Source organism: Phycicoccus sp. HDW14 (genome assembly GCF_011383005.1).
In the GTDB taxonomy this organism is placed as follows: Bacteria; Actinomycetota; Actinomycetes; order Actinomycetales; family Dermatophilaceae; genus Phycicoccus.
This window is the reverse complement of sequence record NZ_CP049935.1, coordinates 1712732-1732199: the sequence shown is the minus strand read 5'-3', so window position 1 is coordinate 1732199 and position 19468 is coordinate 1712732. Positions and strand designations below refer to the sequence as shown.

The window sequence follows — 19468 nt, the reverse complement described above, 5'->3', positions numbered from 1 at the left end:
CCATGACCCGGCTCGTCGTCGCGGCGGTGCTCGCCACCGTCGTCGCCTTCCTCATCTCGATGGCCGAGTCCGCCTTCCAGCGGATGTCGCGCGTGCGCGCCGAGGAGCTCGAGGAGGAGGGCCGCCCCGGCGCCCGCGCCCTCGTGCGCGTCGTCGGCGACACCGCCGCCTACCTCTCGGTGCTCTCGTTCCTGCGGGTCATCGCCGAGTCCACGGCCGCCGTGATGGTCACCCTGGCCGCCGTCGCCCTCGTCGAGGGCACGTGGCAGCCGTTCCTCGTCGCCATCGGCGTCATGGCGCTCATCAGCTTCGCCATCGTCGGGGTCTCGCCGGGCACGCTGGGTCGTCAGCACAGCACGCGGGTGGCGCTGCTCGCGGCGCCCGTGGCCATCTGGCTGCGCCGGGTCCTCGGGCCGTTCTCGCGCCTGCTCATCGCGCTCACCAACGCCGTCACGCCGGGCAAGGGGTTCCGCGACGGGCCGTTCGAGAGCGAGTCCGAGCTGCGCGACCTCGTCGACGTCGCCCGTGACAACCGGCTCATCGAGGCCGACGAGCGCGAGATGATCCACTCCGTCTTCGAGCTCGGCGACACCTTCACGCGTGAGGTGATGGTGCCGCGCACCGACATGGTCGCCATCGACGACGACCGCGTCTGCCGGCAGGCGATGAAGCTCTTCATCCGCTCGGGCTACTCGCGCATCCCGGTCATCGGCGAGAGCGTCGACGACGTCGTCGGTGTCCTCTACCTCAAGGACGTCGTCGAGCGGATGAACGCCGACCCGGCGGCCGCGACGCTCCCGGTCACCTCGATGATGCGCCCGGTCCGCTTCGTGCCCGACAGCAAGCCGGTCGACGCCCTGATGCGCGAGATGCAGCGCGAGCAGGCGCACCTGGCCGTCGTCGTCGACGAGTACGGCGGCACCGCCGGGATCGTCACCATCGAGGACATCCTCGAGGAGATCGTCGGCGAGATCACCGACGAGTACGACCGCGAGGCCGTCGAGGTCGAGGACCTCGGCGACGGGCGGCTGCGGGTGGCCGCGACGATGCACGTCGACGACCTCGCCGAGCTCTTCGACGTCGACCTCGACGACGACGAGGTCGACACCGTCGGCGGCCTCATCGGCAAGGCGACCGGGCTCGTGCCGATCCTCGGGTCGAGCTGCGAGGTCGGGGGATTGCGCCTCACGGCGGAACGGATGTCCGGGCGGCGCCACCGCGTCGCCACGGTCCTCGTCGAGCGGGTGGCCCCGAGCCCTCCGACGACCACGAGCTCGAGGAGAGCGTGTCATGAGCGAGACCACGGACACCGGTGCGGCAGAGGGCTATGTCGCGGGTTTCGCGTGCTTCGTCGGCCGCCCCAACGCCGGCAAGTCGACGCTGACGAACGCCCTCGTCGGGCAGAAGGTCGCGATCACGTCGAGCAAGCCGCAGACGACGCGGCACACCATCCGCGGCATCGTCACCACCGAGCGCAGCCAGCTCGTGCTCGTCGACACCCCGGGCCTGCACCGGCCGCGCACCCTCCTCGGGCAGCGGCTCAACGACCTCGTCCGCGAGACGTTGCTCGAGGTCGACGTCATCGGCTTCTGCCTGCCCGCCGACCAACGGGTCGGTCCCGGCGACCAGTTCATCGCCAACGAGCTCGCCGAGCTGCCGCGCGGGAAGCGCACCCCGGTGGTCGCGGTGGCGACCAAGTCGGACTCGGTCGACCGCGGGCGCCTCGCCGAGCACCTCATCGCCATCGACCAGCTCGGCGACTGGGACGCGATCGTCCCGTGCTCGGCCACCCGCGGCGACCAGGTCGACGACGTGGCCTCGGTCCTCTCGGGGTACCTGCCGCCCTCGCCCGGGCCGCTCTACCCGGACGGCCAGCTCACCGACGAGCCGGAGGCCGTCATGGTCGCCGAGCTCGTGCGCGAGGCCGCGCTCGAGGGGGTCCGCGACGAGCTGCCGCACAGCCTGGCCGTCGTCGTCGACGAGATGGTCCCGCGCGAGGGCCGGCCCGCCGACGACCCGATGCTCGACGTGCGCGTCCACGTCTTCGTCGAGCGCGACAGCCAGAAGGCCATCGTCATCGGGCGGGGCGGCTCGCGGCTGCGCGAGGTCGGCACGAACGCCCGGCGCGGCATCGAGGCCCTGCTCGGCACGCGAGTCCACCTCGACCTGCACGTCAAGGTCGCCAAGGACTGGCAGCGCGACCCCAAGCAGCTGCAGCGCCTGGGCTTCTGAGCCGCGGCTCGACCGGGGTCAGGCGGCGCCGACGAGCATCGCGACGGCGTGACCACGGTTGCGGGCGCCCAGCCAGTCGACGATCGCCCGCACCTCCGACGAGACCGTGCGGAGGCTGGTCCCGAGCTCCGCGGCGATCCCACGGTCGGTGTGTCCGTCCATGAGCATCACGGCGATGCGGAACCGTCGGGCCTCCAGCGGGGGGCGCAGCCCGGCCTCCTGCCAGGGGATGGCTGCCTCCCAGGTCTCGAGGAAGGCTGCGGCGGCGAGGCCGACGAGGTCGGGGTCCTCGGTGCCGTAGGGCGTGTTCAGGCCGTGCGGACCGAGCGGGCCCTGGAGGATCGCGTAGCTGACGTCGGACACGAGCATCGGGATCGGGACGGGCCCCAGCCGCAGCGATGGCTCGATGGTCGTCGCGAGGGGTGATCCCAGCGCCGCGTGGCGGGGAAGCACCGACCGCTCCTCGACTCCCTTGTCCCGGGCCCGCTCGTCGAGCTCGAAGACCTGCCGGTTCAGGGACACCTGGAACGAGCGCTGCATGTTCCAGATGCTCTGCCTCGTGCGGTCCTCGAACCACATCAGGGTCTCGCCCAGGAAGCGGGGGTCCCCAGTGGCGTGAGGGCGGGATCGCCGCGAGAGACCAGGCGCTCGAGGGTGGCGAGCAGGGCGGCAGCGGCGGGACCGGGCATCAGGCCGCCCCGACGAGCATGGCGACGGCGTGGCTGCGGCTGCGCGCCCCGAGCGAGTCGACGACCGCCCGCACCTCGTCGGAGACGGTGCGCGTGCTGATCCCGAGCTCGTCGGCGATCTCCCGGTCGGTGTGCCCGTCCATGAGCAGCACGGCGACGCGGAACCTCCGCTCGGGCAGCGGCGGACGCAGCCCGGCTTCCTGCCAGGGGAGGGCCGCGTCCCAGGTCTCGAGGAAGGCAGCCAGGGCGAGTCGCACGAGCTGGGGATCGACCGTCCAGCAACAACCCCCCTCCGGCGCTCTGCCCGGGGGCACGGCGAGCAGAGCCAACCGCTCGTCCGAGAGCATGACCGGTGTCGGTACTGACCCGACGCGAAGGCCGGGGTCGACCGTCGTCGCGAGAGGGCTGGACAGGACGGCGCGTCGATCGATGACGACCTCTTCTCGCACTCCGCGTTGCCGACTCCGATCGTCGAGAGCCAGGGCCGCCCTGCTCGCGGACATGGTCAGCTGCCTCTGCATGCTCCTGACGACGCGGCCCGTCTCGGCTTCGAACAGGGTCAGCATCGCCACCAGTTCGGGCCGTGGTGGGTACACGGTCACTGTCCCGTCGTCGGCGATGAAGGCCAGTTCGGTCGCCTCGAGGAGGGCGGCGGCGGCGGAACCGGGCATCAGGCGGCTCCGACGAGCATCGCGACGGCGTGGCTGCGGCTGCGCGCCCCGAGCCAGTCGATGACCGCCCGCACCTCGAGCGAGACCGTCCGGGCGCTGATGCCCAGCTCGCCGGCGATCTCGCGGTCGGATCGGCCGTCCACGAGGAGCATCGCGACGTCGAAGCGGCGTTGGGGCAGGGGCGGGCGGAGGCCGGCCTCCGACCAGGGGACGGCCGCCTCCCACGTCTCGAGGAAGGCCGCCCGGGCGAGGGCGACGAGGTCGGGGTCCGCCGTGCCGAAGGCGCTCCAGGTGTCGTCGGTGCCCGGGGCCCCGGGGAGGACGGCGTACCGCTCGTCGAGCACCATGAGCTGGGTGCTGACCGACCCGACGCGCAGGTGGGGGTCGTAGGTGGTCACGAGCGGCAGGCGAGCGGCCTGCGTGCGGTCGTGGATCATCCGCTCCTCGATGCCGCGGGCGCGCGACGAGGCGTTGAGGGGCCGGGTCCGGTGCGCGAAGGCCGCGCCGACGCTCACCTGCATGTTCCAGAGGCTGCGCCGGGTCCGGGCCTCGAGGTCGCCGAAGACGGCGACCAGCTCGTGGCGCTCCCCGAGGCGGGACAGGGCGGGGTCGGCGTCCCTGAGGAGCGGGTGGACGGTGGCGAGGAAGCGCTCGACGGCGGGACCGGGCATCAGCCGGCTCCGACGAGCATCGCGACGGCGTGGGTGCGGTTGCGGGCGCCGAGCCAGTCGACGACCGCGCGCACCTCGGCGGAGACGGTCCGCTCGCTGGTCCCGAGCTCCTGCGCGATCTCCCGGTCGCTCCGCCCGCTGAGCAGGCCCAGCGCCACCTCGCGGCGTCGAGGCGGCAGCGGCGGACGCAGCCCCACCTCCGACCACGGACGGGCTGCGGACCAGATCTCCTCGAAGGCGCGGACGGCGTGCGCCACCACGCCGGGGTCGTCACTGGCCCAGGCCGGCAGCGAGCCGTCGGGCATGGCCTCGGGGCCGCTCACGACCACTTCTCGTCGGTCGGCCACGAGCAGGAGGAGGGGCACGGAGTGGATCCGCAGGGTCGGGCAGAACGTCGTCGTCAGGGGGTGGTGCTGCGCTCCGCGCAACGACACCACGTCGCGTTCCTCGAGCCCTGCGGCCCGGGTCCCGGCGTTGAGCGTCCGCGCCGCCCGCTCCATCGAGACCCCGTACTCGCGCTGCATGTTCCACACGGAGGTGGTGGTGCGGGCCGCCACGACCTCGAGGTGGGCGCGGCCCGATGCGGTGTCCCCGACGTGCACCAGCCGGGGGTCGCCCGCCCGGGTGAGCCGCGCCACGAGGGCGACGAACGTGTCGAGCTCGGGCACGGGACCTCCTTCGGGCGGGGGAGCGGGTCCTCAACCCTAGAGGGCGCGCGGCCGCCGCCCCGGGCGGTCAGGGGCCCGCGTCGCCGATGAGGGCGATGGCGTGGGCCCGGTTGCGGGCCCCGAGACGTCGGGTGATCTCGGCGACCTCGGCCGACACGGTGCGCTCGGAGACCCCCATCGAGCGCGCGATCTCGCGGTCGCTGGAGCCGTCGGTGAGCAGGAAGGCGACGTCGACCATCCGGCGGGTGAACGGCGGCGCGTCCTCGGGGTGGGGCACCGTGGCCGCGCGCCAGACGGCGTCGAACACCCGGATGGCGCCGTCGACGACCTGGGGGGCGGTGCTCGTCCAGACCTCGCCGGCGAGCTCGTGCCCCGGCGGCGCCCCGACGAAGACCGTGCGGGTGTCGACGACGAGGAGCGGGGCCACGACCGGGTGGTTGCGGAAGTACGGGTGGTGGTGGCTGGACAGCAGCGGCAGCCGCGCGGAGGCGAGCCGGTCGGCGACGTAGCGGGCGTCGATGCCACGGCGGCGGGACACCTCGGCGATCGGGCGGGCCATCCGCACCTCCGACCAGGTGGGGCGGAAGGTCATGTGCCAGACGCTGCGCCGGACGGCCCCGGCCAGCTGGGCCACGCCCTCGTCGAACGCGGGGGCCAGACTGCCGAGCGGGGCCATCCGTCGGTCACCCGCCGTCGCCAGGCCGTGGACCCACCGGAAGAACGCCGCCGCGTCCTCGCCGCCCCCGTTCCCCACCTGGCCCACACCGGTCCTTCGCCGTCGTCACCTGCGAGTTCTCGCAACTCGGGTGGCACCCGCCGGGGTGCAGGCTCCACAGTAATGGGGCGACGGCCGCCGTTGACGGTGGGTCGTCGCGCCACGTGAGGACCTCCGGGGCGGAGAGAGCAGGCGTGGCCGGGTGCACCATTCCAGGGGTGGGGGTGCCCCGGCCACGCCACCCCGGCCGGGCGGGCCGTATCAGCGGGTGCCCCTCGAGCCTCATCAGCACCGAGGGACGACGGTGCGCACGGTGTGCACCGGGCTCCCGTGGAGTGCGCATGGATCCCCAACCCGTTCCCGCCGGTCCCGCCGCGCCGTCCGGCCTGCGCGGCGCGGACCTCGCCCTCGTGCCGCCCGAGGAGCTGCGCCTCGCCGTCGTCCTCAACGGCGGGGTCTCGCTCGCGGTGTGGATGGGCGGCTCGGTGCTCGAGGTCGACCGGCTCGCCCACGCCGACCGGCCGGGCAACGGCACCTACGCGACGATGCTCGCGCTCGCCGGCTGTCGCGCCCGGGTCGACGTCATCACCGGGACCTCGGCCGGCGGCATCAACGGCGCGGCGCTCGCCCTGGCCCAGGTCAACGAGGACGCCGACCTCTCCATCCTGCGCGAGGTGTGGGCGGAGCAGGGCCGGTTCGAGACGCTCCTGCGCTCGCCGGTCAAGGGCTCGCCGGCCTCGCTCTTCAAGGGCGACGAGCACTTCCTCCCCGAGCTGCACACCGCCCTGGCCCGGCTGGCCCGCACCACCGACCCCCGGCGGCTCGCGTCGCCGGAGGAGGCCCCCTCGACCTGACGATCATGACGACGGTGCTGCGCGGCACGGAGACGGTGACCATCGACGCGCTCGGCCAGCGGCTGCCGCAGTCGGTGCACGGGGGCAGCTTCGGGTGGACGCGGCTGCCGGCCCGGTCCGCCGGCACGACCGCGCCGGAGGACGACCCGTTCTCGTCCGGTCGGATCGTGCGCACCGCGGCCCAGATGGCGCTGGCCGCGCGCGCCTCGTCGAGCTTCCCGGTGGCCTTCGAGCCGACCTTCGTCCCCGTCGGCGCGCCGCCCGCCCACGACGACGATCCCCGGGCCGCCCTGTGGCCGGACATGGCCGACGTCGCGAGCTGGGCCGGGGCCGAGGGGGAGGACCGGTCCCGCTTCGTCGTTGACGGCGGTGTGCTCGCCAACACCCCGACGAAGGCGGCGATGCGGGGCATCATGGCGATGCCGGCCCACGGCGCCGTGCGGCGCGTCCTCCTGCTCGTGTACCCGCACGCGCCGTCGCCGCAGGCGGCCCCGCCCGACGCCGCGACGAGCGCGCCGGCGCTGACCCGCACCCTCGCCGGCGTGGCGGGCGCCCTGTCGGCGCAGGGCAGCCGCACCTTCGTCGACGAGGTCACGGCCTTCAACGAGGCGGCGATCTCCCGCCGCGGCACCCGCGTCGAGATCCTCGGCCAGCTGGTCACCGACCGCGGCACGAAGCGCCGCACGCTGCCCGTGCTCGCGGAGGACCTCGCCGCCCGGCTCTTCGAGCACTACCGCAGCGCCCGGCGCACCCGGGCCGCGCGCTCGGTCGCGGCCAAGGTCGTCGAGGGGCTGCCCAGCCGCGCGTGGTGCGACGAGGAGGAGGCCTGGGACCTCGAGCGGGTGCGCCGCGCGGCCGAGCGCGCACACGTCGAGGGGCTCACGGGGCCGGCGGGCGAGACCGGCTGGCTGCCGTACCTGCCGACCCGCGCCTCCGCCCGGCCCGACGAGGGCACGAGCGACGGCTGGGCCTGGGGCGACGGGGGAGCGCTCGGGGTGGTCGAGGCGGCCAACGACGTGCTGCGGACCCTGTCCTGGGTGGTGCCGGGCACCGAGGCCACCGCCTGCGCGGCCATCGGGGAGGCCCGGCTGGCGGCCACGACCGCCGTCGACGCCCTCGCCGCCGTGCGCCGCGCCATCGACGACCGGTGGGAGGACCCGCTGCTGCGGACCCTGCGCCCGGACGACCAGTACTGGCGGATGCGCCTGGCCGCCTACGCCCTCCGGATGACCGGCACCTCCCGCGACGCCGCCGACACCGCGGCCGAGCGGGTCGTCGCGACCGACCGCGAGCGCGTCCTCGAGGCCACCGGTGACGCCGTCGCGGCCGACCGCCGGGCCGAGGCGCTGCGGGCGGCCGTCGAGCGGGCCCTCGGGGTGGGGGCGCTGCCGGGCGGGCCGTCGACCCGGCGGCTGTCGGCCTGCACCGACGACGGCGCCGGGCCCGGTGCCTGCGGCCGCGAGGTCGCGGCCGTCGTGCGAGGGGTCGTCGACGCCCTGCGCACCCACGCCCTGCCGGTGCTCGTGACGTACTGTCGCGAGCACCCCCTCGACGGCTCGGGCGGCGGGGGAGTGCTCGGCGGGCTCGAGGAGCTGCACCGGTGGCACGACTTCCTCGCGCCCGGGGGCTCGGTGCCGCGCAGCACCGACGACCTGCTCGTCCGGCTGCTGCACCTCGAGGTGCTGAGCACCGTGCTCGGCGACGGGTCGCCGACGGGGCTGTCGATCCCGGTCGAGCTGGTCCAGCTCTCGGCGCAGACCCAGAACCCGTCCACCGAGTTCAGCCGGACGGCCGACGACAAGCTCGGCGGCTGGTCGCTCAACCGGTTCGGCGGCTTCCTCAAGCGGTCCTGGCGGGTCAACGACTGGACGTGGGGGCGGGTCGACGCCGCGACCGTCCTCGCCCGCACGGTCCTGAGCCCGGCCCGCCTGCGCCGGGCCGCGCACCTGTCGGGGTACCTCGCCACCGGCTCGCCGGACGTCCTGGCGCGGCACACCCTCGACGACCTGCTCGGCACGCTCTTCGCCGGCACCGGTCTCGAGGACGACCCGCGCGTCCGGGGCCTGCGCCGTCGCGCCTTCCGTGAGCTGCACGAGGCCTTCCGCACCGAGGTCGCCGCCGAGTCGCTGCCCGCGACGATGCCCGCCCTCGCCGCGCTCTTCGCGTGGGCGCTGCACCTGGAGCTCGTGGGTCCCGAGCTGGCCGCCCTCGTCGCCGCCGTGCGCGAGGACGAGGTCGACGGCGCCAGCCCGCGCTCGCGCGGGGCGGTGTTCCTCGCGACCGAGCAGCACCTCGTCGCCGGCCTCGGCGGGGTCCGGGACCCGCGGGACGTGGCGCCGCGCGACCGGGTCCGGGCCCTCGAGGCCTTCGACCGGGCGGGCGTCGGCCGCGAGCCGCTGACGACCGAGATGGCCAGCGACCTGCTCATCCGCAGCGCGGCGACGGCCGGCGCGGTCACCGCCTCCGTCCTCGACGCACCGTCGTCGGGGCTGGAGCGGGTCCGGCCGCTGACGCGCGTGCTGCGCGGGGCGATGCTCGCCGTCCACTGGCTCGTCGTGGGCCTGACCTCCCGGGCGGCCGTCCCCCGCTCGCTGGCCCTCCTCGGCCTCTCGTTCGGCGGGGTGCTGCTCGTCGCCTCGCTCTTCGGGGTGCTGCCCCAGGCGTGGTCGGCGCCGGCGGCGCTGCTGGGCATCGGCGCCCTGCTCGCGGCGTTCGGGTACGGGGCGCTGCGCACGGGGACGGTGCTGCACGGCGTCGTGCTCCTCAGCCCGCTCGTCCCGCTCGTGACCTTCGCCCTGACGCCCGCGGACCCCGTACCGCTGCCCGACGGTGCCGGGGCGGCGCAGGCCGCGGTGCAGGCGGCGGCCTCCTCCGTGTCCGCGACGCGCGGGGGTGTCACGCTGGCCGCGGTCCTCGGGGTCGTGCTCGGCCTGTACCTCCTGGGCAGCCTGCCGCAGTCCTTCGGGAGCCCGTGGCTGCTGCTCGGCCGGCTCGCCGACGACTACCGCGTGCCCGCCCCGGACCGGCCCCCGCGCACCGCGCTCGGGCGGTTGGGCAGCGGGGCCCGCCGACGCCTCGTGGGGGTGGCGCGCTGGCTGCCGTCGGTGCTCGGCCCGGCCCTCGTCGTCGCCCTGCCGGTGGCCCTCGCGGCGTGGGTCGCCTCGACCGGCGCCGAGGGCATCGCCCGGTTCGTCCTCGCGCACCGCGGGTGGCTGGCCGTCGCCGCGGGGCTCGCCGTGCTCGCCGGGATGGCGATGACCTTCCGCTTCGGCGACCTGCTGCGCCCGCTGGCCCGGGTCGTCCTCGACGACGGCGAGTGCACCTGGCGGTTCGGTGCGCTGGTCAGCCCGGTGCAGGTCACGGCGTCGTGGTCGGTGCTCTACGGCCTCGGCTACCTCGTGCTCGGCCTCGGCGTCGCGTGGCGCTGGCTCGAGCCGACGAGCCCGCCGTGGCTGGTCGCCCTCTGCGTCAGCGCGCTCGGCCTCGGCCTGGCGCTCGCCGTCGGGATGCCCATGGTCTCGCCGCTGCTGGCCCTGCGGACCCTCGAGCGGGCCGAGCACCGGCGCGACCCCGAGGCCCGGCGCTTCGTCGTCCACGACCCGGTGGCGCTTCCCGGTCACCCGGAGGCGGTGCTCGTGCGGTGGACCGCCCAGCGCTCCTACGCCGTCGACCTCGTCGAGCGGGGCGTCGGCTACCGCTGGCTCGTCGGGGACGCCCCGGGGCCGGACGGACGGGCGCCGTCGCTGCGGCCCCGTGGCGTCGAGCTGCTGCGTCGGCTCGACGAGGACCGCGACCTGCGGGTGCTCACCTGGCGGCGGAGGCTGCGCCGGGTGGCGTGGCGACCCCTCACCTGGCGGGCGCGACGGCGCAAGCGCTGAACGACTCTCCCGGATGCTGGGCCGCGGCGCCGGAGCAGGGCGGCCTCCCTACACTCGGAGCATGCGAGTCGGAGTCTTCGGCGCCACCGGTCAGGTCGGCAAGGTCATGCGCACCCTCCTCCACGAGCGGAACTTCCCGGTCGAGGAGATCCGCTACTTCGCGTCCGCGCGCTCCGCGGGCACGACGCTGCCGTGGGACGGCCGCGACGTCACCGTCGAGGACACCGCCACGGCGGACTTCGCCGGGCTCGACCTCGCGCTGTTCTCCGCCGGCGGTGCCACCTCCCGGGAGTGGGCGCCGCGGGTCGCCGAGGCCGGCGCGGTCGTCGTCGACAACTCGAGCGCCTGGCGCAAGGACCCCGAGGTGCCGCTCGTGGTCTCCGAGGTCAACCCCGACGACCTCGACGACATCCCCAAGGGCATCGTCGCGAACCCGAACTGCACGACGATGGCCGCGATGCCGGTGCTGGCGCCGCTGCACGCGCTCGCCGGTCTCGTCCGGCTGCACGTCTCCAGCTACCAGGCGGTCTCCGGGTCCGGCGGCGTCGGGCTCACCGAGCTCGACTCCCAGCTGCGCGGCGGCTACGCGTCCGGGGACCCCAAGGACCTCGCGCTCGACGGCTCGGCGCTCGCGCTGCCCGCACCGCAGGTCTACGCGGTGCCCGTCGGCTTCAATGTCGTGCCGCTCGCGGGCTCGCTCGTCGACGACGGCTCCCTGGAGACCGACGAGGAGCAGAAGCTGCGCAACGAGTCGCGCAAGATCCTCCACATCCCCGACCTGCGGGTTTCGGGCACCTGCGTGCGCGTCCCGGTCTTCACCGGCCACAGCCTCGCGATCCACGCCGAGTTCTCGGACGCGATCTCCCCGCAGCAGGCGCTCGAGGTGCTCGGCCGGGCCCCCGGGGTCGTCGTCACCGACGTGCCGAACCCGCTGCAGGCCACCGGCCGCGACGAGGTGTTCGTCGGCCGGGTCCGCGCCGACCAGGCCGCCCCCGAGGGCCGCGGGCTGGCGCTCTTCGTCGTCGGCGACAACCTCCGCAAGGGGGCCGCGCTCAACGCCGTGCAGGTCGCCGAGGAGCTGGCCAAGCGCCGCTGACGCCCCGTCCGGGCACCCGGCTCCGGGCCGTCGCACCCCGTGATGCCTTCCCTCCTGCCTTCGCGAGCGCTACGATTTGAGCAGTTGCTCAAATCGTTCGCTCAAGGAGGTCCGGCATGGCGACGTCCGGCCGGCGACGCACACCGGGGGGTGGCGAGGAGTCGGCCCGGGCAGCCGAGACCCGCGCGGCCCTCGTGCAGGGTGCCGTGCAGGCCCTCGGCGAGGTGGGGTTCGCGGGGGCCAGCGCCCGGGCCATCGCCGCGCGGGCCGGCTGCACCCAGGCCCTGGTCTTCTACCACTACGGGTCGGTGACCGACCTGCTGCTCGCCGCCCTCGACGACGTGAGCGCCCGGCGCCTCGAGGCCTACTCCGAGGCCCTTGAGCAGGCGCAGGGGCTCGGCGACCTCATCGCCTCGGCCCGGCGGATCTTCAGCGAGGACCTCGACGCCGGGTACGTCGCCGTCCTCGTCGAGATGGTCACCGGGGCCCAGTCGACTCCGGGCCTCGGCGAGCAGGTCGCCGCGCGGCTGGCGCCGTGGCGCGAGCTCGCCGAGGCGGCGGTGCGCACGGCGGTCGCCGGGTCACCGGTCGCCCTGCTCGTGCCGACGCGCGAGGTATCGCACGCCGTCGTGGCGGGCCTGCTCGGGCTCGAGCTGCTGGCCGGCCTCGACGGAGACCGGGAGGCCGCGCTGGCCCTTTTCGACCGGGCGGCGCAGGTCGCGGCGCTGCTCGACGTGGCGGGTGCCGGGTTCGCCGGTGCCCCACCGGAAGGAGACGAGAGATGACGACGCATCCGGCTGGCCCCAAGGTCTCGGTGGCGCGCAGTGTGCTCACCGAGCTGGGCTCATGGCCCGCGCCGCTGCGGTGGTCGGTCCTCGGCCTGCTGCTCGGCGGCGTGGTCGGGGGTGTGGTGGGGCTCGTGCTCGGCCTGCTCGCCTCCTGGCGCACGGCGTGGTTCGCCGTCATCGAGGTCGGCCTGCCCTCGGCGCTGCTCGGTGCCGTGCTCGGGCTGCTCGGCGGGTCGCTGGTCGTCCTGGGCCGCCGGCTCCGCCGTTCGCCGAGGTAGGCCCCGACGCTGCCCGTCGCCCTAGAGTGGGGCGATGGCTACCGAGGACGAGTTCCGCGCCGCCGTCGAGGCGGTGTCCGGACTGACGAAGGACCCCGGCAACGACACGAAGCTGCGCCTCTACGCGCTCTACAAGCAGGCCACGGAGGGTGACGTCGCCGGCAAGCGGCCGGGGATGATGGACTTCGTCGGCCGCGCGAAGTACGACGCCTGGGCCGCCGCGAAGGGCACCGACGCCGAGAGCGCCCGCGCCGAGTACGTCGAGACCGTCCGGGGCCTCAGCGGCTGACGGGGGAGTGCCGGCGGACGAGGTGCACCCACGTCGCCGCCACCCGCATCCCCACCCGGCGGTACAGGTCGAGCGCCCCCGTGCGGCTGTCGGTCGAGAGCTCGCTGGTGACCGCTCCGTGCTCGCGGGCGTTCCGGAACCCGTCGGCCAGCAGCACCTGGGCCAGGCCCCGCCGCCGGTGCTCCCCGGCGACCGCGACCTGGTCCACGAAGCCACACCCCCGCTCGTCGACGAGCGTGAAGCAGGCACCGACCACCGCGTCGCCGTACGTCACGACCCGGAGGTTCCACGGCTCGAAACCGGGTCGTCGCACGACGCCTGCGGCCCACTCGTCGTACGTCTCGCCGGTGCGGTCCGACCACTCGCCGAAGGCCGTCTCGATGACGTCGTGCACGGCGATTCGGTCTGCGTCCGACGCGGCGGTCCGCAGCGAGTACCCCTCCGGCAGAGGCCGGTCCGCGATCTCGGCGCCAGGGGGCAGCTCCAGGACCCACCACGTGTGACTGAGCCCGTACCCCCGCCCCTCGAGCAGCCGCTGACCGGCCGACCCGCGCGGCACGGTCTGCCCCACCGAGGTCACCCCGAGCGCCGCCGACCGCGCCTCGGTCCACGCCGCCAGCCACGACCCGACGCCGCGATCCCGGGCGTGCGGGTGCACCGCCGCCTCCGCCCGGCTCCCGCGTCGCCCGACCTCGGCCGCCCCGACGAGCCGGTCGTCCCGGAAGACCCCCGCCGTGTCGAGGTCCATCCGCATGCTCGGGCGCGACCAGTCGGCCTCGAGGTCGGCCCGCTCGACGGCGATGACGCCGCTGTCCTCGAGCTGGGCCGAGGAGTACACGTGGAAGGCCGCCTCGAGGTCGTCGCGGGTCAGGGGCCGGGTGGTGCAGCCCTCGGGCAGGGGGGCGTCCGCGGTCTGGCTCACGCCGACAGGATGGTCGAACGGGCTCGCGTCCGCACGTCCCTTTCGGCGACGCCCGCGCCCGGGTGAGGATGGGCGAGTGCGGAAGCGGTCGTGGGCGACGGTGCTGGCGGCGCCTGCGTCCTCGGTGCCTGCACCGCGACCCCGACTCCGGACCCGCCCGCGCCCAGCGCCTCGGGGCCGTCGAGCACACTGGGCCCCGTGAGCCGCGCCGACACCGACCTCCTCGCCGCCGCCGCGTCCGGCGACCCCGACGCGGTGCGCACGGCCCTGGCGGCCGGCGCCCGCATTGAGGTCCGCGACGACGCCGGCCGTACCCCGTTGCTCCTCGCCGCGGCGGCCGACCACGTCGAGGCGGCCCGCGTCCTCGTGGCCGCCGGCGCCGACCCGGACGCACTGGACGACCGGCACGACACCCCGTGGCTCGTCACCGGCGTCACCGGCAGCGTGGCGATGCTCGAGGTGCTGCTCCCGGCCGACCCCGACCTCTCGCAGGTCAACCGCTACGGCGGGGTGTCGGTCATCCCGGCGAGCGAGCGCGGCCACGTCGACTACGTCCGGCGGGTCGTCACGACCGGCATCGACGTGGACCACGTCAACCGGCTCGGCTGGACCGCGCTGCTCGAGGCGGTCATCCTCGGCGACGGCGGGCCGCGCCACCGGGAGATCGTCGGCACACTGCTCGCCGCCGGGGCCGACCCCGACCTCGCCGACGGCGACGGCGTGACGCCGCTCGAGCACGCCGAGCGGCTCGGCCACACCGAGATCGCGCGCACGCTCCGCGAACGGGGCTGACGCCGCCCGGGCTCCCGGTGGTAGACCTGCGCCATGCGCCTGCACGAGATCCCGAGGTACCCCCTGACCTTCGGCCCGAGCCCGGTCCACCACCTGAAGCGCCTCAGCGAGCACCTCGGCGGCGCGCAGGTCTGGGCCAAGCGCGAGGACGTGAGCAGCGGGCTGGCCCACGGCGGCAACAAGGTCCGCAAGCTCGAGTACATCGTCCCGGACGTGCTGGCCAGCGGCGCCGACACCCTCGTCTCCATCGGCGGCTACCAGTCCAACCACACCCGGCAGGTCGCGGCCGTCGCCGCCCACCTCGGGCTGAAGTGCCGTCTCGTGCAGGAGAAGTGGGTGCCCTGGGACGACCCGGTGAACGACAAGGTCGGCAACATCCTGCTCAGCCGGATGATGGGCGCCGACTCGCGCCTCGACCCGGCCGGCTTCGACATCGGCATCCGCGACTCGTGGAAGGAGGCGCTCGCCGAGGTCGAGGAGTCGGGCGGCACGCCCTACGCCATCCCGGCCGGCGCGAGCGAGCACCCCCTCGGGGGAGTCGGGTTCGCGAACTGGGCCTTCGAGGTCGCCGAGCAGGAGAAGGCCCTCGGGGTCACCTTCGACACCATCGTCGTCTGCACGGTCACCTGCTCCACGCACGCCGGGATGGTCGCCGGGTTCGCCGCGCTGGAAGACCTCACCGGCGTGCGGCGCCGGGTCATCGGCATCGACGCCAGCGCCACGCTCGAGAAGACCCGCGCCCAGCTCGAGCGCATCGCCCGCAGCACGGCCGAGGTCATCGAGCTCGGGCGCGACCTGCGCGACGACGAGTTCGAGCTGCTGCCCGACTGGGCCGGCGACCTCTACGGCATCCCCGTGGACTCGACGATGGAGGCCATCCGGCTCGGGGCGCAGCTCGAGGCGATGATCACCGACCCCGTGTACGAGGGGAAGTCACTCGCCGGCCTCGTCGACCTCGTGAAGTGCGGCGACATCCCGCGCGACAGCACGGTGCTCTACGCCCACCTCGGCGGTCAGCAGGCGGTCAACGCCTACCACTCGCTCTGGTCGTGACCGGCGAGTACGTCCTCGACGACGTCGCCCACCACGCCCTCGAGAGCCCCCAGGCCCACCTCGCCGAGGTCTCCGCGGACGGTCGGGCCCGGCGCTTCCGCCCGGGCGTGGGGCCGTTCTGCGGGGTCGAGCACCTGGACGACGGGGGATGGCGCGCCCTCGCCGCCCTCGTCGGCCCGGGCGGCGTCGCCGTCCTGCTCCGAGGTCACGTCGAGCCGACCCCGGACGGCTGGACCGAGCTGGTCCGCGAGCCCGCCGTCCAGTACGTCGCCACCGACCTCGCCGAGGCGCCGGTCACCCGCGACGAGGTGCTCGAGCTCGGCGCGGCGGACTCCACCGACATGCAGCGGCTGGTCGCCGAGACCGAGCCCGGACCCTTCGGTCCCGAGAGCCACCTCACCGGGCGGTGGTTCGGCGTGCGGCGGGAGGGACGGCTCGTGGCGCTGGCGGGGGAGAGGATGCGGCCACCCGGGTACGGCGAGGTCTCGGGGGTGTGCGTCGACCCCTCGGCGCGCGGCTCGGGCCTCGGCGCGGTCGTGACCCTCGCGGCCGCGCGAGCCATCGCCGAGCGCGGCGACACACCCGTCCTCCACGTACGCGAGGGCAACGAGGGGGCGGAGCGGCTCTACCGTCGCGTCGGCTTCGAGGTCCGGCGCCACGTCGCCGTCGCCGTGCTGCGGAGCCCGCGCACCTGACGCGACCGCACCGTGGACGGGGGTGGCCCGGTGCGCCGCTGCGTGGCACAGTGGTCCCGTGCGTAGCTCGCGCCTCCTCCTTCGCTGCCGCGGCGGGGCCTGAACCAGGTCGCCCCTCGTCGCGGAGTTCCTGCTGCACCCGGCCGACTCCTGCAGACGACACGAAGGCGTTGAGAGAACCGTGATCCACCCCAGCAGCCCTCCGGGATGCCCACCGCGAAGTACGTACCGTTCCAGGACCAGATCGAGGTCCACCTCCCCGACCGCACCTGGCCCGACCGCGCGATGACCCAGGCCCCGCGCTGGTGCGCGGTCGACCTGCGCGACGGCAACCAGGCGCTCATCGACCCGATGGACTCCGAGCGCAAGATGCGGATGTTCAAGCTCCTCGTGAAGATGGGCTACAAGGAGATCGAGGTCGGGTTCCCGAGCGCGAGCCAGACCGACTTCGACTTCTGCCGCGAGCTGATCCAGGGCGGCCACATCCCCGACGACGTGACCATCCAGGTGCTCACCCAGAGCCGGGACCACCTCGTCGAGCGCACCTTCGACGCCATCCGCGGCAGCAAGCAGGCCATCGTCCACTTCTACAACTCGACCTCGGTGCTCCAGCGCCGCGTCGTGTTCGGGATGAGCCAGGACGGCATCGTCGACATCGCGCTGCAGGCCGCCCGGCTGTGCCGCAAGCTCGAGGAGACCGTCCCCGAGACCGATGTCTACTACGAGTACTCGCCCGAGTCCTACACGGGCACCGAGCTCGAGTTCGCGGTGCGCATCTGCAACGAGGTCATCGACGTCATCGACCCGACGCCGGACCACAAGATGATCATCAACCTGCCGGCGACCGTCGAGATGGCGACCCCGAACGTCTACGCCGACTCGATCGAGTGGATGGTGCGCCACCTCGACCGGCGCGAGTCGGTCGTCGTCAGCCTGCACCCCCACAACGACCGCGGCGAGGGCGTGGCCGCCGCCGAGCTCGGCTACCTCGCCGGCGCCGACCGCATCGAGGGCTGCCTCTTCGGCAACGGCGAGCGCACCGGCAACGTCTGCCTCGTCACCCTCGGGATGAACCTCTTCAGCCAGGGCATCGACCCCGAGATCGACTTCTCCGACATGGCCGAGATCCGGCGCACCGTCGAGTACTGCAACCAGCTGCCCGTCCACGAGCGGCACCCGTGGGGCGGCGACCTCGTCTACACGGCCTTCTCCGGCTCCCACCAGGACGCCATCAAGAAGGGCTTCGAGGACATGGACCGGCGGGCCAAGGACGCCGGGACCGACGTCGACGGCATCGACTGGGGCGTCCCGTACCTGCCGATCGACCCGCACGACATCGGGCGCTCCTACGAGGCCGTGGTCCGGGTCAACAGCCAGTCCGGCAAGGGTGGGGTGTCCTACCTCCTCAAGGCCGAGCACGGGCTCGACCTGCCGCGCCGCCTCCAGGTGGAGTTCAGCGGGGTCGTCCAGGCCCGCACCGACACCGAGGGCGGCGAGCTGACCGGCAGCCAGATCTGGCAGATGTTCGCCGACGAGTACCTGCACGCCGAGACCGCCGACGCCCGCTGGGGCCGGTTCAGCCCGGTGCGCTCGACGATCACCGGCTCCGACGAGGGCATGGACGTCATCGACTCGGTCATCCGGGTCGACGGGGTCGACACCGCCGTCCACGGGCGCGGCAACGGCCCCATCGACGCCTTCACGGCCGCGCTGGCCACCCTCGACGTCGACGTGCGGGTCCTCGACTACCACGAGCACGCCCTGTCGGCCGGTGGCGACGCCCGGGCCGCGGCCTACGTCGAGTGCGCCGTCGGCGACCGCGTCCTGTGGGGCGTCGGGCTCCACGAGTCGATCGTCAAGGCCTCGCTGCGCGCAATCCTCTCGGCGGTCAACCGCGCCGAGCGCGACGCGCCCGTCGCGGGCTGACGGAGGTGTCCGGCGCCGCGCTCGCCTGCGGGTTGGCGACGGTCGACGTCGTCCACGTGGTCGACGCGGTGCCGGGCCCCGACGACAAGGTCGTCGCGCGGTCGACGACGGTCTCCGCCGGCGGGCCGGCCTGCAACGCCGCGATGACCTGCGCCCTGCTCGGCGTGCCGACCCGCTTCGTCGGCGCGATGGGCAGCGGGCCGCTGTCGGCGGTCGTCCTGCGCGACCTCGCGGCCCACGGCGTCGCGGTCACCGACCTCGCCCCGCCGGCCTTCCAGCCGCCGCTGTCGACGGTGCTCGTGACGCAGGCCACGGGGGAGCGGGCGGTGGTGTCGCGCAACGCCGTCGGGGTGTCGGAGTACGAGCCCCTGTCGGCCTCGACGGTCGATGCGATGCTCGACGGCGTCGGGGCGGTGCTCGTCGACGGCCACCACCTGCCGCTCGCGGTCGGGGTGGCCCGGGGCGCCCGACGACGCGGCGTGCCGGTGCTGCTCGACGGCGGGTCGTGGAAGCCGGGGCTCGGGGCCCTGCTCGAGGTCGTCGACGTGGCGGTCGTCTCGGCCGCCTTCACGCCGCCGTCGGGTGCGACCGGTCGGCTCGAGGACGTCCTCTCCCTCGGCCCGCTGTGGGTCGCCCGCAGCGGCGGCGGCACACCGGTCGAGTGGCGCTCCTCGCGCGGGCGCACCGGCACGGTCGAGGTCCCGGCCGTGCCGGTCGTCGACACCCTCGGGGCGGGCGACGTGCTCCACGGGGCGATGCTCGCCGCCGTCGCGCGCACCGGGCTGGACGACCTGCCGGGCGCCCTCGCCGAGGCGGTCGGGGTCGCCAGCCGCTCCGTGGGAGCGACCGGCGCGCTCGGCTGGTCCCATCCGGACCGATGAGTTCCGGGCCGCCGGCCGGTCCGTCCTGACATGGACACGATCCGACTGATGACCAACCACCGCGTCGCAGACCTCGCCCGCGCCGAGGCCTGGTACACGACGCTGTTCGGGCGCGCGCCGGACACCCGCCCGATGGACGGCCTGCTCGAGTGGCACCTCACCGACACCACCGGCGTGCAGGTCTGGCTCGAGCCGGACGCGGCCGGTGCCTCCGGGTGCACGCTGGCCGTCGCCGACCTCGACGGCGTGGCCGACGCCCTGACCGCCGCCGGCATCGACCACGAGGGTGTCGAGGAGGCCACGAGTCTCCGTATCCTGCGGCTGGGCGACCCGGACGGCAACCGGGTCGTGCTCACCGACTGACCGGCCG

At 74.7% G+C, this 19468-nt stretch carries 19 protein-coding genes and 1 pseudogene; 14 read left to right on the top strand and 6 right to left on the bottom strand.

Features of this window, described 5'->3' with window-relative positions; all coding sequences use genetic code 11:
• Positions 1-2 precede the first annotated feature (2 nt).
• Positions 3-1187: pseudogene (locus G7075_RS08565) on the top strand (hemolysin family protein); the annotation flags it as partial.
• Positions 1188-1290: 103 nt separating this feature from the next.
• Entirely contained in the window at positions 1291-2232 is a 942-nt protein-coding gene (gene era, locus G7075_RS08560) for a GTPase Era (protein ID WP_166120970.1), read from the top strand.
• Positions 2233-2250: 18 nt separating this feature from the next.
• Here the strand turns inward: era and G7075_RS08555 are convergent, their stop codons facing one another.
• From G7075_RS08555 to G7075_RS08535, 5 genes are all read right to left on the bottom strand, one after another.
• Positions 2251-2811 (bottom strand): helix-turn-helix transcriptional regulator, encoded by a 561-nt coding sequence (locus tag G7075_RS08555; RefSeq protein WP_166120968.1) that lies wholly within the window; start codon positions 2809-2811, stop codon positions 2251-2253.
• Positions 2812-2920: 109 nt separating this feature from the next.
• Entirely contained in the window at positions 2921-3592 is a 672-nt protein-coding gene (locus G7075_RS08550) for a helix-turn-helix transcriptional regulator (protein ID WP_166120967.1), read from the bottom strand.
• On the bottom strand, positions 3592-4263 hold the full coding sequence (locus G7075_RS08545) for a helix-turn-helix transcriptional regulator (protein WP_166120965.1): 672 nt from the start codon (positions 4261-4263) through the stop codon (positions 3592-3594). Before G7075_RS08545 ends, G7075_RS08550 begins: the two co-directional genes overlap by 1 nt.
• Positions 4263-4931, bottom strand: a complete 669-nt coding sequence (locus tag G7075_RS08540) for a helix-turn-helix transcriptional regulator (protein WP_166120964.1) — start codon at positions 4929-4931, stop codon at positions 4263-4265. The genes G7075_RS08545 and G7075_RS08540 overlap by 1 nt, the downstream gene beginning before the upstream one ends.
• Positions 4932-4998: 67 nt before the next feature.
• Positions 4999-5694 (bottom strand): helix-turn-helix transcriptional regulator, encoded by a 696-nt coding sequence (locus G7075_RS08535; RefSeq protein WP_166120962.1) that lies wholly within the window; start codon positions 5692-5694, stop codon positions 4999-5001.
• A gap of 293 nt (positions 5695-5987) precedes the next feature.
• Between G7075_RS08535 and G7075_RS08530 the strand changes: the two genes are divergently transcribed.
• The 6 genes from G7075_RS08530 to G7075_RS08505 all read left to right on the top strand — a co-directional run bounded on the left by G7075_RS08530 (position 5988) and on the right by G7075_RS08505 (position 12829).
• Complete coding sequence (locus G7075_RS08530; RefSeq protein ID WP_166120960.1) at positions 5988-6500, top strand: patatin-like phospholipase family protein; 513 nt, start codon at positions 5988-5990, stop codon at positions 6498-6500.
• Positions 6501-6505: 5 nt separating this feature from the next.
• Positions 6506-10378, top strand: coding sequence for a DUF3376 domain-containing protein (locus G7075_RS08525; protein ID WP_166120959.1), 3873 nt, complete (start codon positions 6506-6508; stop codon positions 10376-10378).
• Positions 10379-10439: 61 nt separating this feature from the next.
• Positions 10440-11474, top strand: coding sequence for an aspartate-semialdehyde dehydrogenase (locus tag G7075_RS08520; RefSeq protein WP_166120957.1), 1035 nt, complete (start codon positions 10440-10442; stop codon positions 11472-11474).
• 116 nt (positions 11475-11590) lie between these two features.
• On the top strand, positions 11591-12259 hold the full coding sequence (locus G7075_RS08515) for a TetR/AcrR family transcriptional regulator (RefSeq protein WP_166120954.1): 669 nt from the start codon (positions 11591-11593) through the stop codon (positions 12257-12259).
• Entirely contained in the window at positions 12256-12540 is a 285-nt protein-coding gene (locus G7075_RS08510; protein ID WP_166120951.1) for a hypothetical protein, read from the top strand. Before G7075_RS08515 ends, G7075_RS08510 begins: the two co-directional genes overlap by 4 nt.
• Positions 12541-12574: 34 nt before the next feature.
• Positions 12575-12829, top strand: coding sequence for an acyl-CoA-binding protein (locus G7075_RS08505; RefSeq protein ID WP_166120948.1), 255 nt, complete (start codon positions 12575-12577; stop codon positions 12827-12829).
• On the opposite strand, the gene G7075_RS08500 is transcribed toward G7075_RS08505, so the two are convergent.
• Positions 12819-13751 (bottom strand): GNAT family N-acetyltransferase, encoded by a 933-nt coding sequence (locus G7075_RS08500; RefSeq protein ID WP_166120944.1) that lies wholly within the window; start codon positions 13749-13751, stop codon positions 12819-12821. The two genes, G7075_RS08505 and G7075_RS08500, sit on opposite strands and share 11 nt — an antisense overlap.
• A 198-nt stretch (positions 13752-13949) precedes the next feature.
• Here G7075_RS08500 and G7075_RS08495 point away from each other — a divergent pair, with 198 nt between their 5' ends.
• The 6 genes from G7075_RS08495 to G7075_RS08470 all read left to right on the top strand — a co-directional run bounded on the left by G7075_RS08495 (position 13950) and on the right by G7075_RS08470 (position 19461).
• Complete coding sequence (locus tag G7075_RS08495) at positions 13950-14543, top strand: ankyrin repeat domain-containing protein (RefSeq protein WP_166120941.1); 594 nt, start codon at positions 13950-13952, stop codon at positions 14541-14543.
• 33 nt (positions 14544-14576) lie between these two features.
• Complete coding sequence (locus tag G7075_RS08490; protein ID WP_166120938.1) at positions 14577-15596, top strand: 1-aminocyclopropane-1-carboxylate deaminase; 1020 nt, start codon at positions 14577-14579, stop codon at positions 15594-15596.
• On the top strand, positions 15593-16291 hold the full coding sequence (locus G7075_RS08485) for a GNAT family N-acetyltransferase (RefSeq protein ID WP_166120935.1): 699 nt from the start codon (positions 15593-15595) through the stop codon (positions 16289-16291). The genes G7075_RS08490 and G7075_RS08485 overlap by 4 nt, the downstream gene beginning before the upstream one ends.
• A gap of 207 nt (positions 16292-16498) precedes the next feature.
• Positions 16499-18217, top strand: a complete 1719-nt coding sequence (gene leuA / locus G7075_RS08480; RefSeq protein ID WP_166120933.1) for a 2-isopropylmalate synthase — start codon at positions 16499-16501, stop codon at positions 18215-18217.
• 5 nt (positions 18218-18222) lie between these two features.
• Complete coding sequence (locus G7075_RS08475) at positions 18223-19098, top strand: PfkB family carbohydrate kinase (RefSeq protein ID WP_166120929.1); 876 nt, start codon at positions 18223-18225, stop codon at positions 19096-19098.
• Between the two features lie 48 nt (positions 19099-19146).
• Positions 19147-19461 (top strand): VOC family protein, encoded by a 315-nt coding sequence (locus tag G7075_RS08470; protein ID WP_240917984.1) that lies wholly within the window; start codon positions 19147-19149, stop codon positions 19459-19461.
• Positions 19462-19468 lie beyond the last annotated feature (7 nt).

Excerpts from the sequence above, each read along its gene's own strand:
- G7075_RS08490 (WP_166120938.1), top strand. The coding sequence starts at position 14,577 with ATGCGCCTGCACGAGATCCCGAGGTACCCCCTGACCTTCGGCCCGAGC.
- G7075_RS08470 (WP_240917984.1), top strand. The coding sequence starts at position 19,147 with ATGACCAACCACCGCGTCGCAGACCTCGCCCGCGCCGAGGCCTGGTAC.
- G7075_RS08555 (WP_166120968.1), bottom strand. The coding sequence starts at position 2,811 with ATGTGGTTCGAGGACCGCACGAGGCAGAGCATCTGGAACATGCAGCGC.
- G7075_RS08510 (WP_166120951.1), top strand. The coding sequence starts at position 12,256 with ATGACGACGCATCCGGCTGGCCCCAAGGTCTCGGTGGCGCGCAGTGTG.
- G7075_RS08545 (WP_166120965.1), bottom strand. The coding sequence starts at position 4,263 with ATGCCCGGTCCCGCCGTCGAGCGCTTCCTCGCCACCGTCCACCCGCTC.
- G7075_RS08520 (WP_166120957.1), top strand. The coding sequence starts at position 10,440 with ATGCGAGTCGGAGTCTTCGGCGCCACCGGTCAGGTCGGCAAGGTCATG.
- G7075_RS08515 (WP_166120954.1), top strand. The coding sequence starts at position 11,591 with ATGGCGACGTCCGGCCGGCGACGCACACCGGGGGGTGGCGAGGAGTCG.
- era (WP_166120970.1), top strand. The coding sequence starts at position 1,291 with ATGAGCGAGACCACGGACACCGGTGCGGCAGAGGGCTATGTCGCGGGT.
- G7075_RS08530 (WP_166120960.1), top strand. The coding sequence starts at position 5,988 with ATGGATCCCCAACCCGTTCCCGCCGGTCCCGCCGCGCCGTCCGGCCTG.
- G7075_RS08525 (WP_166120959.1), top strand. The coding sequence starts at position 6,506 with ATGACGACGGTGCTGCGCGGCACGGAGACGGTGACCATCGACGCGCTC.
- leuA (WP_166120933.1), top strand. The coding sequence starts at position 16,499 with ATGCCCACCGCGAAGTACGTACCGTTCCAGGACCAGATCGAGGTCCAC.
- G7075_RS08505 (WP_166120948.1), top strand. The coding sequence starts at position 12,575 with ATGGCTACCGAGGACGAGTTCCGCGCCGCCGTCGAGGCGGTGTCCGGA.
- G7075_RS08550 (WP_166120967.1), bottom strand. The coding sequence starts at position 3,592 with ATGCCCGGTTCCGCCGCCGCCGCCCTCCTCGAGGCGACCGAACTGGCC.